The 19,226-nt window shown below is 47.7% G+C and carries 15 protein-coding genes and 1 pseudogene; 7 read left to right on the forward strand and 9 right to left on the reverse strand.

All coding sequences use genetic code 11. From position 1 onward, the window contains the following. Window positions 1-126 precede the first annotated feature (126 nt). The 5 genes and pseudogenes from FTT63_RS06180 to FTT63_RS06200 all read left to right on the forward strand — a co-directional run. Window positions 127-720: pseudogene (locus FTT63_RS06180) on the forward strand (ATP-binding cassette domain-containing protein); the annotation flags it as partial. Further along, a complete protein-coding gene (locus FTT63_RS06185; RefSeq protein WP_168407051.1) occupies window positions 717-1,901 on the forward strand; it encodes an HlyD family efflux transporter periplasmic adaptor subunit in 1,185 nt (394 codons plus the stop codon). The pseudogene FTT63_RS06180 and the gene FTT63_RS06185, both read left to right, overlap by 4 nt. Window positions 1,902-2,003: 102 nt before the next feature. Next, window positions 2,004-2,603, forward strand: coding sequence for a YigZ family protein (locus FTT63_RS06190; protein WP_005178810.1), 600 nt, complete (start codon window positions 2,004-2,006; stop codon window positions 2,601-2,603). Beyond that, complete coding sequence (locus FTT63_RS06195) at window positions 2,596-3,213, forward strand: DapH/DapD/GlmU-related protein (RefSeq protein ID WP_104471028.1); 618 nt, start codon at window positions 2,596-2,598, stop codon at window positions 3,211-3,213. Before FTT63_RS06190 ends, FTT63_RS06195 begins: the two co-directional genes overlap by 8 nt. 136 nt (window positions 3,214-3,349) lie before the next feature. Then, a complete protein-coding gene (locus tag FTT63_RS06200) occupies window positions 3,350-4,192 on the forward strand; it encodes a universal stress protein (protein WP_005178808.1) in 843 nt (280 codons plus the stop codon). A gap of 142 nt (window positions 4,193-4,334) precedes the next feature. Here the strand turns inward: FTT63_RS06200 and FTT63_RS06205 are convergent, their stop codons facing one another. The 4 genes from FTT63_RS06205 to mutS all read right to left on the reverse strand — a co-directional run bounded on the left by FTT63_RS06205 (window position 4,335) and on the right by mutS (window position 9,148). Next, window positions 4,335-5,000, reverse strand: a complete 666-nt coding sequence (locus tag FTT63_RS06205; protein ID WP_075174379.1) for an O-methyltransferase — start codon at window positions 4,998-5,000, stop codon at window positions 4,335-4,337. A 132-nt stretch (window positions 5,001-5,132) separates the two neighbouring features. Then, window positions 5,133-5,855 (reverse strand): D-Ala-D-Ala carboxypeptidase family metallohydrolase, encoded by a 723-nt coding sequence (locus FTT63_RS06210; RefSeq protein ID WP_005178806.1) that lies wholly within the window; start codon window positions 5,853-5,855, stop codon window positions 5,133-5,135. Window positions 5,856-5,985: 130 nt separating this feature from the next. Next, window positions 5,986-6,309, reverse strand: coding sequence for a ferredoxin FdxA (gene fdxA / locus FTT63_RS06215; RefSeq protein WP_005178805.1), 324 nt, complete (start codon window positions 6,307-6,309; stop codon window positions 5,986-5,988). 205 nt (window positions 6,310-6,514) lie between these two features. Then, window positions 6,515-9,148, reverse strand: a complete 2,634-nt coding sequence (mutS, locus tag FTT63_RS06220; protein WP_168407052.1) for a DNA mismatch repair protein MutS — start codon at window positions 9,146-9,148, stop codon at window positions 6,515-6,517. Between the two features lie 207 nt (window positions 9,149-9,355). On the opposite strand from mutS, the gene FTT63_RS06225 reads away from it, so the two are divergent. Together FTT63_RS06225 and FTT63_RS06230 are read left to right on the forward strand one after the other, a co-directional pair. After that, window positions 9,356-9,508 carry a hypothetical protein gene (locus FTT63_RS06225; RefSeq protein ID WP_155756624.1) on the forward strand — a complete coding sequence of 51 codons (153 nt, stop codon included), beginning with the start codon at window positions 9,356-9,358 and terminating at the stop codon, window positions 9,506-9,508. Then, on the forward strand, window positions 9,508-10,548 hold the full coding sequence (locus tag FTT63_RS06230) for a maleylacetate reductase (protein ID WP_180192089.1): 1,041 nt from the start codon (window positions 9,508-9,510) through the stop codon (window positions 10,546-10,548). The genes FTT63_RS06225 and FTT63_RS06230 overlap by 1 nt, the downstream gene beginning before the upstream one ends. 108 nt (window positions 10,549-10,656) lie before the next feature. Here FTT63_RS06230 and FTT63_RS06235 read toward each other — a convergent pair whose 3' ends face one another. The 5 genes from FTT63_RS06235 to dnaE form a co-directional block, all read right to left on the reverse strand. Continuing rightward, window positions 10,657-12,660, reverse strand: a complete 2,004-nt coding sequence (locus FTT63_RS06235) for a triacylglycerol lipase (RefSeq protein ID WP_160243026.1) — start codon at window positions 12,658-12,660, stop codon at window positions 10,657-10,659. A gap of 113 nt (window positions 12,661-12,773) precedes the next feature. After that, window positions 12,774-13,682 carry an ABUW_2363 family tetratricopeptide repeat lipoprotein gene (locus FTT63_RS06240; protein WP_005178801.1) on the reverse strand — a complete coding sequence of 303 codons (909 nt, stop codon included), beginning with the start codon at window positions 13,680-13,682 and terminating at the stop codon, window positions 12,774-12,776. A gap of 107 nt (window positions 13,683-13,789) precedes the next feature. After that, window positions 13,790-14,599: a serine O-acetyltransferase gene (gene cysE, locus FTT63_RS06245; RefSeq protein WP_005178800.1), complete on the reverse strand. Its 810-nt coding sequence runs from the start codon at window positions 14,597-14,599 to the stop codon at window positions 13,790-13,792. Beyond that, the gene (locus tag FTT63_RS06250; RefSeq protein WP_005178798.1) at window positions 14,592-15,446 is read right to left on the reverse strand and encodes an RNA methyltransferase; all 855 of its coding nucleotides are present in this window, start codon (window positions 15,444-15,446) and stop codon (window positions 14,592-14,594) included. The genes cysE and FTT63_RS06250 overlap by 8 nt, the downstream gene beginning before the upstream one ends. Window positions 15,447-15,475: 29 nt before the next feature. Next, window positions 15,476-19,042, reverse strand: coding sequence for a DNA polymerase III subunit alpha (gene dnaE, locus FTT63_RS06255; protein WP_168407054.1), 3,567 nt, complete (start codon window positions 19,040-19,042; stop codon window positions 15,476-15,478). Between the last annotated feature and the right edge of the window lie 184 nt (window positions 19,043-19,226).

Consider the following 19,226-nt stretch of genomic DNA (forward strand, 5'->3'; position numbering starts at 1 on the left):
TCATGAAATACGGTATTCTGATGTGACAAAACCTGAATCCTGGTCGTTAAAGTGTTTGTTTGCACTCATATTTTAACTGTTAGGACTCAGGTTTTTTTATTTAAAGCAAACTATGGGACAGCAGTGACCTTGTTGCAGCTTTTTTCCGGCATGCAAACCCCGAATCAGGGCAAAATTAAACTCGATGGCGTAGAACTGGGTCTGATTGATCCTGCTGATGTACGCCGTGATATGGGCCTCTTGAATCAGAATGCACATCTGTTTTTTGGCACAGTGCGGGAAAACCTGACCTTGGGTGCACCGTTGGCCAATGATGACGATATTTTGCAGGCACTTCGAATTACTGGTGCGCTGGCTTTTGTGCAGGAAAAGAAAGAAGGGCTGGACCATCTGATTCTGGAAGGTGGTGTGGGGTTCTCTGGTGGCCAGAAACAGGCCTTGTTGCTGGCCCGTTTGCTGCTGCGTCAGCCGAATATTTTATTGCTGGATGAACCAACGGCTGCAATTGATGATGTCTCCGAGAAACAGTTGATTGATCATTTGAAAATGTGGCTTGGGCACCGGACTTTGGTGGTGACCACCCATCGCCGTGCAGTCTTAGAGCTGGTGGACCGGATTATTGTGGTCAATGATGGGAAAATTGTGATGGACGGGCCACGAGACCAGATTCTTAATCAGTCTGGATCTCAACCGCGTCAGATGGCAGGAGCGAAGTCATGAGTGAACAATTAAACAAACGTTCAATGCAGGTGACCGAGCTGGAGCCACCTTTACCTAAAGCCAGTCTGTTTATCTGGATTATCTGTATTGGACTGGCAGTTTTGCTACTCTGGGCCTGGCTGTTCAAGCTGGAAGAAGTATCTACCGGCACTGGTAAAGTGGTGCCATCTTCGAAAGAGCAGGTGGTACAGTCCTTAGAAGGCGGGATTCTCACCACCTTGAATGTCCGCGAAGGGGAAATTGTTAACCGTGGGCAGGTGCTGGCCCAGCTGGACCCGACCCGGTTTGCTTCTAATGTGGGGGAATCGGAATCTTTGCTGGTATCTTCCTTGGCGACTTCGGCCCGGTTACGCGCTGAAGTAAATGGCACACCCCTGGTTTTTCCTGAAGAAGTGTTAAAAGAGCCCAAACTGGTACAGCAGGAAACCGCTTTATACGATTCGCGCCGGGCTAATCTGGAAGAATCGCTGGCCGGTTTACGGCAGGCTCTTGTGCTGGTCGAGCAGGAATTGCGTATGACCGAACCCTTGGTGGCCAAAGGTGCGGCCAGTGAGGTGGAAGTGTTGCGTCTGAAACGCGAGGCCAATGACCTGCGCAACCAGATGAATGATATTCGTAACCAGTATTATGTCAAAGCGCGTGAAGAGCTGTCCAAGTCCAGTACCGATGTACAGACCCAGCAACAGGTGGTACGTGGCAAGTCCGACACTTTGAACCGCACAATATTCAAGTCGCCGGTACGGGGTGTGGTCAAGGAAATTGATGTGATGACCATTGGCGGGGTCGTGCCGCAAAATGGCAAGTTAATGACCATTGTGCCTTTAGATGAACAGTTATTAATTGAAGCGCGTATCTCGCCGCAGGATATTGCATTTATTCGCCCAGACCAGGAAGCACTGGTCAAAATTACCGCCTATGATTATTCGATTTATGGCGGTTTAAAGGGGAAGGTCACGGTGATTTCACCGGATACCATCCGTGATGAAGTCAAGCAGGACCAGTTTTATTACCGGGTCTATATCCGGACTGATACCGATAAACTGACCAATAAATCTGGCCAGCAGTTCAGTATTACCCCCGGAATGGTGGCCACGGTCGATATTAAAACTGGTTCTAAAACCGTACTGGATTATCTGATTAAACCGTTTAACAAGGCCCAGGAAGCATTACGCGAGCGTTAATCGTCAACTCAACATAACCTCCCAGTTTGGGAGGTTTTTTATTGCCAAAATTTGCCTGAAAACACGTTATAATTTCAGAGATTATTGCATTTTAGCTGTGTTATGCCATTTACCATTGCCTCCCTTGTTCGCTTTGAAGAAGATATTAAAAAGAGCCGTTTTGAGGCCATTGCCGTACCGGTAGAAAACGAACAGGCGGTTAAAGATTTTCTGGAAGCCAACAAAGACCTGACCACTACCCATCAATGCTGGGCATGGAAAATTGGCCATCAGGTGCGTTTTAATGATGATGGTGAACCTTCTGGCACTGCCGGCCGACCTATTCTGGCTACCATTGAGGGCAATGAGCTGACCAATGTGCTGGTGCTGGTCAATCGCTGGTATGGCGGGATTAAACTTGGCACCGGTGGCCTAGTGCGTGCCTATGGCGGTTGTGCCGGGCAATGCCTGCTGCTGGCAGAAAAAATTGAACTGATTGAAAAGAAAAAAGTCGAGTTTCAGTGCCAGTTTAATGAATGGGCCATTTTTCAATATGAACTGAATAGCCAGAATATCGAGTTTCAGGAACAGTACGGGGCAGATGGCGTGCAGGTCAATGCCTTATTACAGGTGCATCAGATTGAGCCTTTGGCCTTAAAAATTCAGGACGTTACCCGCGGCCGGGAACAGCTCAAAGTCATGGAGGAGCCAGCAGATGACTGAACATGATCCTTTGCTGAAATATCGGGAACAGCATAAACATCGGCTGAATTATATGCCGTGGCTGTACTGGTCGCTGAAACCGAAAAACCGGGTCTGGGCCGAAGCCTGGCAAAAAGACTATCAGGCCTATTTGATGGAGATGGAAACGGTAGAAATTGGCGAGAACTGCTTTATTTCACCGCTGGCGCATATTTTTGCCGAACCGGGACGTAAAATTATTATTGGGGATAATACTTTTATTGCTGCAGATTGTACCTTGCATGGTCCGCTGCATATTGGCAGTGAAGTGGCGATTAATCATCATAGTATTCTAGATGGTGGTCGGGTCGGCATTAAGATTCACGATCAGGTGCGTATTGCCGCCTATTGCCATTTATATGCCTTTGATCATGGCATGGATTTGGCTCAGCCGATTTACCAGCAGCCGGTGCGTTCGCAGGGCATCGAAATTGAACGCGATGTCTGGCTGGGTGCTCATGTCGGCGTTAAGGATGGTATTAAAATTGGTGCCCATGCGGTTGTCGGCATGCACAGCATGGTCACCAAAGATATTGAAAGCCGGGCCATTGTGGCAGGGAATCCGGCACGTTTGATTCGTTATCGTGATTAATCTCATACATAGCTCTCTATCTTCAAATGTCTGTGTTTTATTTACATTTTGTCATGTCATCCGCTGAGGACTTATGCTAAGTTTTAGATAACAATTAAAACGAAAGCCTGGCAGACAGGCAACAAGAGAGGCGACAATGAAACGAGTAATTGCCTGTATTGATTCTTCACCCTGTATCAATGCACTCGCGGAAGCCGCAGCGTGGATAGCCAAGCAGACCCAGCGGGAACTGGTGCTGTTACAGGTGCTGGACTATTATCCGGCCAGTTATCACTTAGGTGAAATTAGCGGGGTCATTGGTTTTGAAAGCAATGCCATGTTATTGAAGGAACTGGCCGAGCTGGAACAGAAGCAGAGCGACATTGCGCTGGAATATAGCAATAATCTGCTGCGTCATATTTCCGAGATGGTGCAGCAAAAATATAATATCGTGCCGACCCAGATTCAGGAAAAAGGCGATTTTCTTGAACAAAGTTTTAATGTCTTGCAAGAAGATGATATTGCGGTCATCGGCCGGGTTGGGGAGCGTTCCGCCGAACGCAATAAAGCCCTGGGCAGTAACGTCGAAAACTTTATCCGCGGGGCCAATTGTGCCGTTATGACCGTGGGCGAGCAGTTTAAGCCGCCAACCCGTTTTATTTTCGCTTATGAATATTCACCAACCTGCTTAAAAATCATGAAGCGCATCACCCAAAGTGATTTGCTGCGTCTGCTGCAATGTCATTTGCTGTATGTGGGTGATCATCCGGAAATATTAAATGAACCGACCCAGTATTTAAAAGCCGCTGGTTTAGATGTGGTGGTGGAATATCGTTATGGAGATGTGGCGGAGAATATTCTGGATTATCAGCGTGAACATGGTATTCAGCTAATTTTGCTTGGGGCCTTTAGCCACAGCAAAATCCATCAGTTTTTCTTAGGCAGTATTACCACCACCATTTTCCGGAATTCCAATGTGCCGTTACTGGTGGTGAAATAAAGCCCAAATATCTTACACGCATCTGATGAATTACTGTCCAAGGTTATCCGCATTTATTGTGGATAACTATATGGACAGTATATGTAAGTTTATAAAAAATAAAATAAATATTATTTTGTGTGTTTTTTGTTCTGTTTGGGCCTTATTTAACGATGGCCAAGGCAAAGCCATCATGTCCTTTGCTGCCTACCGTTTGCAAGGCAGTTGAGGACAATAAACGTGGATGCTCCTGCATCAGCTTAAACATCTCGCGAATGCCTTCAATGCTGGGCTTGTGATTGTCCGGATTAATGATGTCACCGGCGCGAATTACATTGTCCAGAAAAATTAAGGTGCCGGAGCGTGACAGATTCAGGCTCAGTTCCAGATATTCCGGATAGCTCTGTTTATCGGCATCAATAAAAATAAAGTCAAACGGGGCAGTATCAGCTGGCAGGCTTTTTAAAATATCGGCGGCGCGGCCCACACGCAAATCAATAGTCTGTTTCAGCTTGGCCTGATCAATATTTTCCTGTGCCACGGCGGCGTGTGCATCACGACCTTCAATAGTCAGAATATAGCCATCTTCCGGCAAGGCACGCGCCAGCCACATGGTGCTATAGGCAGCAAAGGTACCAAGTTCCAGAATACGTTTACAGCCGTTCATCTGAATTAACATCTGTAACAACATGCCCTGGTTGGGCGCAACAGCAAGGTGATCCGGATAACCCCGATCATTGGTATGTTTTAAGGTTTGGGTCAGAATCGGATCTTCAGGAATTAAATGTGTTTCGATGTAGTGGTCGAGGTCGGTCCACATTTGTTTCATAGTCGGGGGCACCTTTGTTGCAATGCATGCATTTTAAACTTTTCCCCCTAGAGTGCAATTTTTATCGGGAGAGTTGCAGAATTAATAGACATAAAAAGAGGTGCCGCAGCACCTCCGTATTCAGATCCGGATTTATTCGTAATAGCACATTGACGAATAGCGGCTTAAATCCGGTCCCCAGGTACGATAGCCCTGCGTATCAATATGGATTTGCCCTGAAGCATACAGTCCCAAGCCCATATTCAGGCTTTGACCATACTGGGTCCAGAACTGGCACAGTCTGAACTTGGTATTTTCAATAAAGGCATAATCTTGCGGCTGTGGAAATTCCGGCCCAATCCGGAAATCAATAGCGGAATTATATAAATGCCGTGAGGAACTGGCACCACCGGCGCACTGGTTCAGCGGTAAATCGCGATAGACTGAAGTGACTTCAAAATCGGTCAGGACTTTGGAGGCAACCAGATATTTAAAGACTTTTAAGGTTGGAATCTGATTGCGCCATAATTCGCGGTTGGGCACCATGTATTGCGAGCGGCCACATTTTTGCCAGTCACGTGCGGTGCGCAGTAATTCAAAACTTGGAATAATATTACCGACGCCTTCTGCGTTCAGGAATTTTTCATATTCGCGGACCTGGCGCAGGTTATCGGTCACGGCAATCCAGCTGTTATAGGCATAGGGCACCACTTTTGGTGCGACCTTGCGTTCATAGCTGATTTTTTCTTGTGGGATATAAATCCGTTTTCCATCAGGCGAATGAATCGTTTTCCCTTTCTGCGGTGTGGTTGTACATCCGAGCATGATCAGGGGCACGATGCTGAGCGAGAGCACCGCCTTGAGAAATTGCGTCATTATGCAAATCAAACGTTTACTAAAATCCTAAGCATTCTAATCTAAAAGCTTCGGTAAAAATTGAAAATATTGCAATCAAATGTGTGTTTTAGGTATAAAAAAAGATCAGCTTTTGCTGATCTTTTTAAAATTACTTTTCTAAGTATTGTAATTTGTCCGGCTTGCCATTCCATTCTTCACGGTCAGCAGGCTGTTCACCAATTTGCGTGATATTTGGCCATTTTTCTGCCAGTTCAGCATTCAGCTCGATAAATACTTCCTGACCTTCTGGTAGTTCATCTTCCGAGAAAATCGCATTGGCTGGACACTCAGGTTCACACAGTGCGCAGTCAATACATTCATCCGGGTTAATCACCAGGAAGTTTGGACCTTCATAGAAACAATCTACAGGGCATACTTCTACACAGTCTTGATATTTACATTTAATACAGTTTTCAGTGACAACAAATGTCATGGCGACAGCTACCTAAAAATATGGTTCTACTAACTAAGCTGTATTTTAGGCAAAAATGATGTGAACTAACAATTGCTTTTACTGATATTTGATATAGACAGTGCTACTAAATTTGATAAAAGTGCTATAAAACCATCAAAAAAACTTATAAATGAAAAAGACTCTCAAATGAGAGCCTTTCCATATATGAAATTCAAGTCTTGAATCAGGCGTTTAGCTGCTCTTTCAGGGCATACAATTGCTCTAGAGCCTGACGTGGGGTGAGATTATCGACATCCAGTTGGCGTAAGGCTTCGAGGGCCAGTGATGGTTTTTCAACTTCGACAATCCGTTCAATCACTTCAGTTTCTACCACCGGTTCACTGAATAAATCATGCTGGACCGATTTTTGTACCGACTGATGTGACTGCTTTTCCAGAATCTTCAGGCGATTTTGTGCTTCTTTAATCACATTGGCAGGAATACCGGCCAGTTTGGCCACCTGCAAACCATGACTCTGGCTGGCCGGACCCTGCTGGACTTTATGCAGTAAAATCAGGTTGCCATTGAGTTCTTTGGCCGTAACATGATAATTATCAATACCCGATTCTTTGCCCAGCTCGGTCAGTTCGAAATAATGCGTGGCAAACAGGCATAAGCATTTAATCCGTTTGGTTAAATCCAGCACACAGGCCCAGGCCAAGGATAGGCCATCATAGGTACTGGTACCACGACCAACTTCATCCATCAGCACCAGTGACTGATTGGTGGCATGATGCAGAATCTGCGAGGTTTCGGTCATTTCCACCATAAAGGTTGATTTACCGGTAGACAGGTCATCGGCCGAACCAATCCGGGTGAAAATCCGGTCAATCGGACCTAGCACCGCAGCTTGAGCCGGCACATAACTGCCACAATAGCCAAGCAGGGCAATTAGTGCGGTCTGGCGCATAAAGGTCGATTTACCGCCCATATTCGGCCCGGTAATAATTGCCATACGATGGTTAAAATCCAGTGTGGTGTCATTTGGGGTAAATGCGGTTTTGCTCAAGGCTTCCACCACTGGATGACGGCCGGCGACAATCTTGACTCCAATTTCCGGTGAGAATTCCGGACGGGTCCAGTTTTTCAGGCGGGCCTGATGGGCAAAGTTGGCCAGCACATCAATCTGGGCAATGGCGCTGCTCATCATCTGCAAATTGCCAATGTCCTGACGCAGCTCATCCAGCAGCATTTCAAACAGCATTTTTTCCCGTGCCAGCGCGCGTGATTCACTCGATAATACTTTGTCTTCAAAACTTTTCAGTTCTGGGGTGATATAACGCTCGGCATTTTTTAAGGTCTGACGGCGAATATAATGCTCCGGTGCCTGTTCAGCCTGCGCACGGGACAGTTCAATATAGTAGCCACTAACGCGGTTATAGCCAATTTTAAGCGTGTTGATGCCAGTACGTTCACGCTCCTGAATTTCCAGATCAATCAGGAACTGGCCGGCATGATCACGGATTTGACGTAACTCATCCAGCTCGCTGTCAAAGCCTTCGGCAATGACATTACCATCACGCAGCAACACCGGTGGCTGTTCCACAATGGCCGCCATTAAACGCTGGTAAAGGCCCTGAAAATCGCCCAGTTCTTCATTCAGCTGTTGTAAATATTTGGATTGGCCGGCACTGACAATCGGCTGCACGGCATGACGTAAATACGGAATCTGGGCACAGGCCTGACGCAGCTGCACCAGATCACGTGGGCGCGCACTGCCTAAAGCGACCCGGCTCAGCACACGTTCAATATCACTAATTTCTTTCAGTACCAGACGAATTGGTGCATCGTGATAACCAGTTAAAATCGCTTCGGTCGCATCCAGCCTTGCATCCAGCAGTGCGGTATCACGTAGCGGTTGCATTAAGGTGCGGCTAAGTAGACGACCACCCATCGCGGTCTGGCAGTCATTAATCAGCTGAAACAGTGAGGTGCCGTGTTCAAATAAAGGTTCAATCAGTTCCAGATTACGCCGGGTCACCGGGTCTAGCGCAATAAAATCGCTACTTTGTTCCAGCTGAATCGAGCGGATATGCGGCAACGCCGTTCTTTGGGTTTCTTTGGCATAGTGAATCAAGGCGGCGGCGGCGGCTTTGGCCAAAGGCAAATGATCAATCCCAAAGCCAGATAGGGTAGCTACGCCTAGCTGGTCACACAGGGTTTTCTGGGCATTATTCAGGTTAAAATCGACATTTGGACGTTTGGTAACCGGGCAATCCAGCTGTTTTTTAACAGACTCGATGATATTCGGATCGACAATATCTTCATCGACCACAATTTCGCTTGGCATGAGACGCGACAGTTCAATCGCCAGCTGTTCCGGTTGATACTCCTGCTGCTGGACCTTGAAAATACCGGCACTTAAATCTAGCAGTGCAATCCCGATCTGGTTCTGCTGTAAACAGAGCGCGACCAGATTGGAAGATTGATAGCTGTTGAGCAGGGCATCGTCGGTGAGTGTGCCGGGGGTAATAATCCGTACTACGCCACGCTCGACCGGGCCTTTGCCAGTTACCTCTCCAATTTGCTCGCAGATCACCACGGTTTCGCCTTTTTTGACTAGTCGCGCCAGATAACCTTCGGCAGAATGATAGGGCACGCCGGCCATCGGAATTGGCTGGCCATTGGCCTTACCGCGATGGGTCAGGGTAATGCCTAACAGTTTGGCCGCCTTGTGCGCATCATCAAAAAATAATTCGTAGAAATCACCCATTCGATAAAACATTAAAGAATGTGGATGTTGCATCTTCACTTTTAAATATTGTTGCATCATCGGGGTATGCGAAGATAAGTCAGCCACAATTTCTTGCATGTTCATGTACATTCAGTTCCTTCAATTAACGCATGGGTGTTGGAATGGCTTTCACCGCGTGGATGTCATTTGGGCCAGCTGGAGCAGATAAAACATCGTGTTTAAATCCTGCACGTCGATGCTGTTGACGACCCAACAAGCGCTTCATCTTAACAAATTTAGCTAGGCGGAAAAAACCGATTCTGGAAAATCTGTGCTGAAACTGAGCAGCTTATGGCGGAGAAAATTAAGCGAGCAATACAGCTGATGAAGATTGCAGCAGAGAAGACCAGGAAATATGGAAAGCAGCGTTGCAGCAATGCGCTCGAAGCAGCAGGAGAGGCACTCTATACTGGGGTAAAGAACAACATGAAGATGAGCCCATGATGCCCAAATTCTATTATCAGGCTTTGCCAGTACAGGTGTATTTTGGTGCGGGGGAAGCCAAGCGCACGCAGGATATTCTCAAGCAGGCCGGTTATCACAAGATTCTGCTGATTGCCACGCCCGGCCAGCAGAAGGCCGCTGAGCAGCTGGCCCGGCAACTTGGTGATTTGACCGTTACGGTTTATGCTCATGCGGTAATGCACGTGCCGGCAGAGGTGGCACGGCAGGCGATTCAGGCAGCACAAGAATTGCAGGTGGATTGCTGTCTGGCTTTGGGTGGCGGTTCGGCTATTGGTTTAGCCAAAGCGATTGCTCTGAACACCCATCTGCCGATTGTAGCAATTCCGACCACCTATGCGGGCAGTGAAATGACCCCAGTATATGGTATTACGGAAAATCAGCTGAAAACCACCGGCAAAGCTGCACAGGTGTTACCGAAAATCGTGATTTATGATCCAGCGCTTAGCCTGAATCTGCCGGCAGAGATTTCTGCCTGTTCGGGCATGAATGCGATGGCCCATGCGGTGGAGGCCTTGTATGCAGAAAATAAAAATCCGGTGATTAGCCTGATGGCGCTGGAGGCGATTCGCTGTCTGGCCACCGCTTTACCGGAACTGGTACAGCATCCGAACGATATTCAACTGCGTGAACAGGTCAGCTATGGCGCGTGGCTGGCTGGGATTTGTCTGGGTTCGGTCGGTATGGCGATTCACCATAAAATCTGTCATAGCCTAGGGGGCACCTTTAACCTGCCTCATGCGCAAACCCACGCGATTATGCTGGCCTATTCGGTGCACTATAACCGCCATGCCGATGTACAGGCGATGGATCAACTGGCCGCTGCACTGGGTGTTGACAGTCGGGAGGAGCTGGGCCGTTTTATCTATCAATTAAACCAGCGCCTGCAGATTCCTCTGGCTTTAAAAGACTTAGGGTTACCGGAACACGCCCCGGCGGACATTGCCCGGATGATTTGTGATTCGCCGTATTATAATCCGCGTGAATATGACGATGACGAATTAAAGCAGCTGTTGCTGTAGGCTTATGCCGGTTTGCCTCCTGCCACACTTTAATATGTGGCAATATGTAGCCATCTTCCAGAGATAAAAAACCGAAGCGGTTGAAGGCTTCGGTTTTTTATTGGCAGGTTAAGGTTTATATAAACCCAGCTCCTGCAAATGTAAGCGTAAAATCCGGCGCAGTTCTAATACCGCCTCCGGGGTTTCCTGAATCGAGTGGCCGCCGGTAATAATTTTTTCAGACTGGGCCTGTTTCAGATGCGCACTTTCATAGGCCACAATATCATCGGTGATGAGAGCAGGGTCGTTACTCTGACTGGTATTGCCCATAATACTATGATATTTCAGTCCTTTACGTGGCTGAATATCTTGAGTTAAGGCAATAAATTTGGATTGATGGCTTAAATCGCTCGGGCCATTTTGAATCAGGCCTTTATCTAGTTCATTGACCAGATCTTTCAGGCTCGGGTCTTCATTTAACAATGAATCGGTGGCCGCATTTAAAAATGCCCCCGGTAAACGGATAATTTTACGCGCCACTTTGGTAAACCAGCGATCGGCATATTCGGTGCCGCGGTGCGGAGCGGCCAAGAAAATTGCTCGGTTAAAGTTAGGAATATCCTGCATAATCAGGCGCTGCTGAATCACGGGAATACGGCGGTATTTGGCCAGTTGTCGGCCACTCATCATCGACAGGGCTTCTTTGGACACATCGGCATCACTGACCAGGAGTCGGGCAATAATCCCGCCCATACTGTGGCCGACCAGCACCGCATCTTTTTTCGCCGCGGCTTTGGGATTGACCTGCTGGAAGGCTTGGGTCAATAGAGCATGAATCTGGAAACGGCTTTCAATAATTGGCATATTGGTCGAATAAAACACCTGCCAGACCTGATAATGCTCGCGTAACACTGGATCACCCATAATATCGTTGGTTAAGCGAATCCAGGCTTCCGGACTACTGGCCAGACCATGCACCAAAACCAGCACTTTTTTATTCGGATTATATGGTTCCAGAAAATATAAATGCGGCATGGTCAGCTTGTCATCACGGTCAATCAGTGACAGATAAGCCGATTTCAGCAGATTATTTTCCGCCAGCCACAGTCCATAAGGCGCAGAAAAATTAGCCGCCAGCGGATAGTTTTTATTGGCAATGCGGGCCTGTTCATATTTATAGGGATCATAGGCGCGCAGGCGAAAATCCTTGTTCAGGATATCCTCTACATTGCCAAACTGCTGCGGTTCAGCCACCAGGGTTGCCGCCAGATAACGGGCCTGATGGATATTCGGATTCTGATTGTTTGGATAACGATGGCTTAAAGGATCAATAATATAACGGGCTTTCTCTGGCTGATCTGCGCGCTGCTCCGGCAGAATGACCAGAAATTCCGAGCCAAAACCATCACGACGGGTAATGGAACGTAAACCTGAAAAGTTCAGGTCATAGGTGGCTCTTAACTGCTCGATTTTTTGCTGTTTTAAGGTCGGAAAATAATTGAAGTCAATATGATAGGTGTTTTCACCGACCTGAATCTGGCTGGCCACCACATCCGGCTGATGGCGCAGGGTATAGCTGGACACCAGTTTGGCAATGGCCTGATTATAAAAGTCGCGGATTTGTACCTGACGGTTGTCAAAAATCCGGTCTTGTGGTGCCCGTTCGGTTTTGAACATATAGGCATAGCTATAACGGATACTTTTATCCAGCATAAACAGCTGCTGGTCGAGGCATTTTTGATAGTTCTGCTGCTGTAATTGCTGTTTTTCTTCAGACTGGTGTTTGCTTAAAATTCCGATTTTACAATTGGAGGAATCGGCCAGTTGCATGGCTTTGGCCAGATAGACTTCGCTGGCAGTAGACAGCAGCTGTTCATCCAGAATTTCCGGAATCTGCTTCAGTTCATCAATACACTGTTTCGGGTTTTCGGTACAGATTTGCGCTTCACGGCCAGTCATGGACAAGACATTGAGGCTGGCCTCGCTCAAGCGGTCACGAGATAAAATACTTTCCCGTTCGTTGGCAATGCTGACATTTAATGCTTGCTGTTTAACACTGACCGTTTGGCAGCCAACGAGAATGGAACTGCTGAGCGCGGTGGCCAGCATCATCTTATACGTCATAGTGGTCATGTGAATTCGCATCGTATTTTATAAGTTTTTTTTAATCATACTGAATTTCTTGGTTTTTTCAATTGACAAAAAAATAGGCCATCTAACATGACCTATTTTTTCTTGCACCGGGCTTAAGCCTTCGGTGTCATGATTTGCCAGACATTCCAGCGGCCCTGTTTTTCAATTTCAGTAATTAAACGGTCTGCCACAGCTGCTTCTTGCGGATACTTGATCTTATAGTTTTTCAAGGTCTGTACCGCATTTTTCTTTTGCTCTAAAGCAATGTAGTTGTTGGCAGCAGCCAGATAGGCTTCCTGTACGCCGGCTTTCATGGCTTTATCTAAATAAGAAATTGCTTCACGATGACCGCCACCTTCAGACAGGGCAAAACCAAACCAGAAATTGGCTTCGGCATCTTCCTTGTTAATTTTCAGGATGCGCTGCGCATAAGCCAGAGAACGGGTGGTATAAATTGAACCTAAGTCCAGGTTACGTGCCATTACGCTGGCTTTAAAGGCACGAATCAGCACATCAAAAGAGGCATTTTCCTGTACCGCCAGGCTGTCCAGTTGTTGGGTGACTTCTTTGAGTTTAGCTTCAAAACCGCGGCGTTCCTGACGGTCAGTAAAACGTGGTGGATAGTGACGTGCTTTACCTTCGACCATCTGTAAAAAGTCATCAATTTCGGTGATGTCAATTTCATTTTCACCGGCCAGCACCGCAAACTTCAAGCTGCGCTGGTTGTTGTTGATGGTAGGAATAATCAGACGGTTGGTGTCTAAAGTAATTTTTTTCGATGGATTATCCGGGGCAGTTACTTCCATTTTAGTCACTGGCTGGGCCGCAGCCTGTTGCAGGTTCAGTTCAAATGGAGGAGGTGCATCATAATTAAACGGATTTAAAGCATAAAATGGAGGGGTCAGATCAGGCTCGGTAAACACAATTGGTGCATTGGCTGGGTTTTGTTGTTTTGGTGCAGTGGAACAGGCTGAAACTAAAGTGGTCGCAATCAGAGCAAATGCCAAAGGCTTAAGCGTCATAATATTCATCCGTTAATTTATTTTAAAATGGCTGAGCATGTTCGTCAGTCTAAAAAATCTGTGACGAACATGCAAGAGAAGGCAAGAAGTTTGCTGTTACCGTGTTGTTAAGCTTTGGACTGACTGCTTTGTGCTTCACATTCACGGCGCACATCTTCAATAATTTTTAATTCTTCAGCACTAAATGGCTGTTCGTTTTGCTGCTGCTTTTTAAAACTTGGGTCGAGTAAAGACAGACGCTGACATAAGGTATTCATGCGTTTTTCATTGTGCTGAATACGGTCGAGCAAGACCCGCATACCGTCTAGAATCGGATCAGACTGATCCTGGGTAGCCGCATACGGCTGGAAACCGATGCTTTCGGCATAGTCACGGCGGCGTGCTTCGGCTTCATCTTTCGGCTGATCTTTGGTAATAAAACGCGCCGGATTGCCGACCGCGGTGGTATTGGCCGGTACCGCTTTGGTCACCACTGCATTGGAACCGACTTTGGCATTTTTACCCACGGTAAATGGCCCGAGAATTTTCGCGCCAGCACCAACAATCACGCCATCTTCTAAAGTCGGGTGACGTTTGCCTTTGTTCCAGGTGGTCCCCCCAAGGGTCACGCCATGATACAGGGTCACATCATCGCCAATTTCGGCTGTTTCACCAATCACCACACCCATACCGTGGTCAATAAAGAAACGGCGACCAATTTTTGCGCCCGGATGAATTTCAATACCGGTGGCAAAGCGGCTAAATGAAGACAGCAGGCGCGCCGAACCCTTGCAGTCTTTGTTCCAGAGTTCATGTGCAACCCGATGCATGATCAGGGCATGAATGCCGGGATAGGTAGTTAAGACTTCCAAGGTATTGCGTGCAGCAGGATCGCGCGCAAAGACAGCTTGTATATCTTCTTTGAGCTGTTTAAGCATTATCTTGATCCTCGTCCTGTGTCGATGTTGTTGATGATTTTTTCCATGAACCGTTATTCAATGCCTGTACGCGACTAAAAATGCCACGTAATAAGTGATATTCCATACGATCTAATTGTATACGTCCAAAAAGCCGACGCAAGCGCAAAGGTAATAATCTTGGATTTTTCGGATCCATAAATTCAATCTCGGCCAGCATTTTTTCAATATGCGGATAGAACTGTTCCATCTGGGCATGGGTCACCAGAGGCTCATCCCATTCCATTTCAATGCCATCAAGAACCTGCATGGTGGCTTTAGGGTCTGGCTGCTGTTCTACCCGGGCCATGGCTGCCATCCGCATTTCATAACAGATAATCTGAATGGCCTGGGCCACGTTTAACACGCCGTAATCGCTATTCACCGGAATGGTGACATGGTAATTGGCTAGGGCCAGTTCTTCATTGGTCAGACCACGATCTTCACGGCCAAAAATCACCGCAATTTCCTGATGCGATGCCGTGACGGCCTGCATGGCTTTTTCCGCAGCCGGGCGGACATCCAGCAGCGGCCAGGGAATGGTGCGGCTGCGCGCACTGGTACCAAACACCAGATGACAGTCCTGAATGGCCTGTTCCAGGGTGTCGACAATTTCAATCTGTTCAATCAGATCGGTGGCACCGGCCGCCAGTGCGTCAATATCCGGATGCGGATAGGTCTTCGGTGCGACCAGCACCAGTTTGGACAGGCCCATGGTTTTCATGGCGCGTAAGGCGCTGCCGATATTGGCGGGCAGAGTGGTATTGACCATGACAATACGCACATGGGAGAGATGTGCTGACAAGGCAGCATTGTCGACTTGACTCATACAAGGTCCAGAATAAAGAAAATTTTAAATTAAGAATATTGACCCATTTCGGCCTGATATAAATCGAGCGCATCATCCATGCTCATGTCCGCTGGAGGTGCCGGAACGTGGGCAGGCTTGGGCTCATGCGCCACCGCTTGGGCGGCTTTAGATTTCACCTGATATTCGATATGCAGAGCATCTTTACCAAAATAATCACGTAGCTTGATCAGCAGTTCATCCATTGGCGCGACTTTCCATTGCACGCCTAAATGCAGTTCAGCAGTGGCATAACCATAATCTACATACAGAATCACAGGAATATGCGTGCTCATATCAATATTGGTATATGGCATCAAAATCTGCTGTACATCACGACTCAGCGTTTTACTGTCATGTTCGGCAGATAGCGTAATCTTGATACTGTTAGCCCGTTTCTGACGGATTTCATTCAGGCTAAAGGCTTTGGTCAGACGCCCCATTGGACGGTCAAAACCTTCGCGCTCATAAATTTCGCCTTCAATCACCACCACTTTTTCAACCTGGATGATGTCTTTAAAGCGCTGGAAACGCTCGTGATTGGCTGATACTTCAATTCGTGCGGTGCCATCATCTAAGGTCACCACCACCCGGTTCGGGAAGTTGGCCACATCCAGCACCAGTCCGGCAAAGACTGTGGTGACCCCACGGCGGGTCGGACTCAGTTCATTAATTCGCGCCGGAATAAAGGATTTCAGCTCAGCCCGGTATACATCAATCGGGTGGCCGGTCAGGTACAGGCCTAAAGTATCTTTTTCACCTTTTAAGCGGACTTCATCGGACCACGGTTTAACCGGTTTGGCCGGTTTGCGCTGCACTTCTTCGACTTCACCAAACAGGTCCATAATCCCGGTTTCACGGTTAGAACGGGCCTGTTCTGCAGCTTGCACCGCTTCCGGTAACTGCACCATCAGGCTGGAACGTTCAATGCCTAAACAGTCTAGCGCACCGGCACGAATCAGGGCCTCTAAGGTGCGTTTATTGATTTTTTTCAGGTCAATCCGGTGACAGAAATCAAACAGGTCTTTATATGGTCCTTGCTGGATACGCGAATCAATCACCGATTGCATGGCCTGTTCACCCACGCCTTTAATTGCGCCTAAACCATACACAATGGTTTTGTCATCGGTGGCATGGAAATGATACAGCGACATATTCACCGACGGTGGTAATACTTCCAGACCATTGTGGCGGCAGTCATCAATCAGGAACACCACGTTATCGGTATTCTGCATTTCCGAGGACATGACGGCAGCCAGGAACTCGGCCGGGTAATGGGCTTTGAGCCAGGCGGTCTGGTAGGCCACTAACGCATAGGCAGCGGCGTGTGATTTGTTAAAACCATAGCCGGCGAATTTTTCCATATAGTCGAAAATATGGTTGGCGGTGGCTTCATCAATATCTTTTTGGGCCGCACCTTCAATAAAGATTTTACGCTGCTTGACCATTTCTTCGGGTTTTTTCTTACCCATGGCACGGCGCAGCAAGTCTGCACCACCAAGCGTATAGCCGGCACAGTACTGTGCGGCCTGCATCACCTGCTCCTGATACACCATAATCCCGTAAGTTGGCTCCAGTACGCCTTCGAGCAGCGGATGCAGGTATTCAAATTCACCGCCATGCATACGATGAATAAAGTCCGGAATCAGGTCCATTGGACCCGGACGATACAAAGATACGAAAGCAATAATTTCTTCAAATTTACTCGGGCGTGCTTCTTTCAGCATCTTTTTCATGCCCACGGATTCAAACTGGAATACCGCAGTAGTATTAGCATTGGCAAAGACCAAATAGGCATCTTTGTCATCCAGCGGAATATGGGCAATATCCAGCGGGACCTCGGGTTTAACCCGTTTATTAATATTCTGCACCGCATCTTCAATTACGGTCAGGTTACGCAGCCCCAGGAAGTCGAACTTGACCAGACCAGCGGCTTCAACGTCATCTTTATCGTATTGGGCCACCCGGCCGGTGCCATCGGCATCGCACAGTACCGCAGAGAAGTCGGTAATTTTGGTCGGTGCAATGACCACACCACCGGCGTGTTTACCGGTATTTCGGGTAATGCCTTCGAGCTTTAATGCCATTTCCCAGATTTCAGAAGCATCGTCATAGTCCGGGTTACCCGGATTGGTGACAATATCTTTTAACTGCGGTTCAGCCGCCAGCGATTCTTCCAGACTCAGACCCAAAGGTTTGGTCGGAATCATTTTGGAAATACGGTCGGCCAGACCATAAGATTTACCCAAAACTCGGGCCACGTCACGAATCGCACCTTTAGCCGCCATGGTACCGAAGGTGGCAATCTGTGATACCGCATCACGGCCATAGGTACGGGCCACGTAGTCAATCACGCGGTCACGGCCGGCAATACAGAAGTCGACGTCAAAGTCGGGCATCGAGACACGTTCCGGGTTCAGGAAACGTTCGAACAGCAGTTCATAGCGCAGCGGATCCAGATCGGTAATTTTTAAACTGTACGCTACCAGCGAGCCGGCACCCGAACCACGACCCGGACCGACCGGCACGCCGTTATTCTTCGACCACTGAATGAAGTCCATCACGATCAGAAAGTAACCCGGGAATCCCATCGAGTTAATAATATTAATTTCGTATTCAATCCGCTCATCATACGGTTTGCGGATTTCAGGCCAGTCTTCATCGCGCTGCGCTACCGGATAAAGATGGTTCAGGCGCTCTTCCAGACCTTCCTTGGATAAATGCGCAAAGAAGGTTTCAATGGTATGGCCTTCCGGAATCGGGTAATCCGGCAGGAAGTATTTGCCCAGTTGCAGCGTCACATTACAGCGCTTGGCAATGTGATAGGTGTTTTCAATGGCAGACGGAATGTCGGCAAACAGCTCGGTCATTTCTGCAGCGGTTTTAAAATACTGCTCCGGGCTGTAGTTTTTTGGTCGGCGGCTATCGCCCAAAACATAACCATCGGCAATACAGACGCGCGCTTCATGCGCTTCAAAATCTTCACGGCTGATGAAGTGCACATCATTATGTGCCACCACGCCAATATTATATTTTTTCGCCAGCTGTACCGCTTCATAAATGAAGTCTTCTTCATTCGGGCGATTGGTGCGGGTCAGGGCCAGATAAACCCGGTTTCCAAACTTGGCAATCCATTCTTCAACTAAAGGTTCGGCTTTTTGCGGGTTAGAGGTACAGAGCATTTTACCGACATCGGAGTGAATGCCGAGCAGGGCGATTAAATCGTCATGCTGCTCCAAGACCCAGTCTTTCTGTACGCAGGGAATATCCAGCTGCTGGCCTTCAATAAAACCGCGCGACACGATTTCGGTCAGATTACGCCAGCCATGATTGTTCATGGCCAGTAAGGTCATGCGATGTTCGGCATCATTCAGGCGGATTTCCGAACCCATGATCGGCTTGATGCCTTTGCCCAGACATTTGCCATAGAATTTGACGGCGGCATGCAGGTTGGACAGGTCGGTGATGGCCAGGGCAGGCATTTCTTCACTGGCTGCGGCTTTGACTAAATCAGGTATACGTACGATAGATTCTGTAATCGAAAATTCAGTATGAATACCAAGATGAACAAAGTGCATAAATCAGTCCCTGCAAAAACCACTGCACATTTTAGCACGGGATTTTGGCTTTCAGTTTGAAATTAAGGGGAAATGGCGAAGTTTTAGATATGTAAACCAACGTAGCGGATTGGTTTCTCATCACTTGAACAGTAATCTGAATGGGCTGAAAACCGGCGTTTCCGGGCTGCTATGAGGGTGATTA

Source organism: Acinetobacter sp. C15, assembly GCF_013420645.1.
GTDB lineage: Bacteria > Pseudomonadota > Gammaproteobacteria > Pseudomonadales > Moraxellaceae > Acinetobacter > Acinetobacter indicus.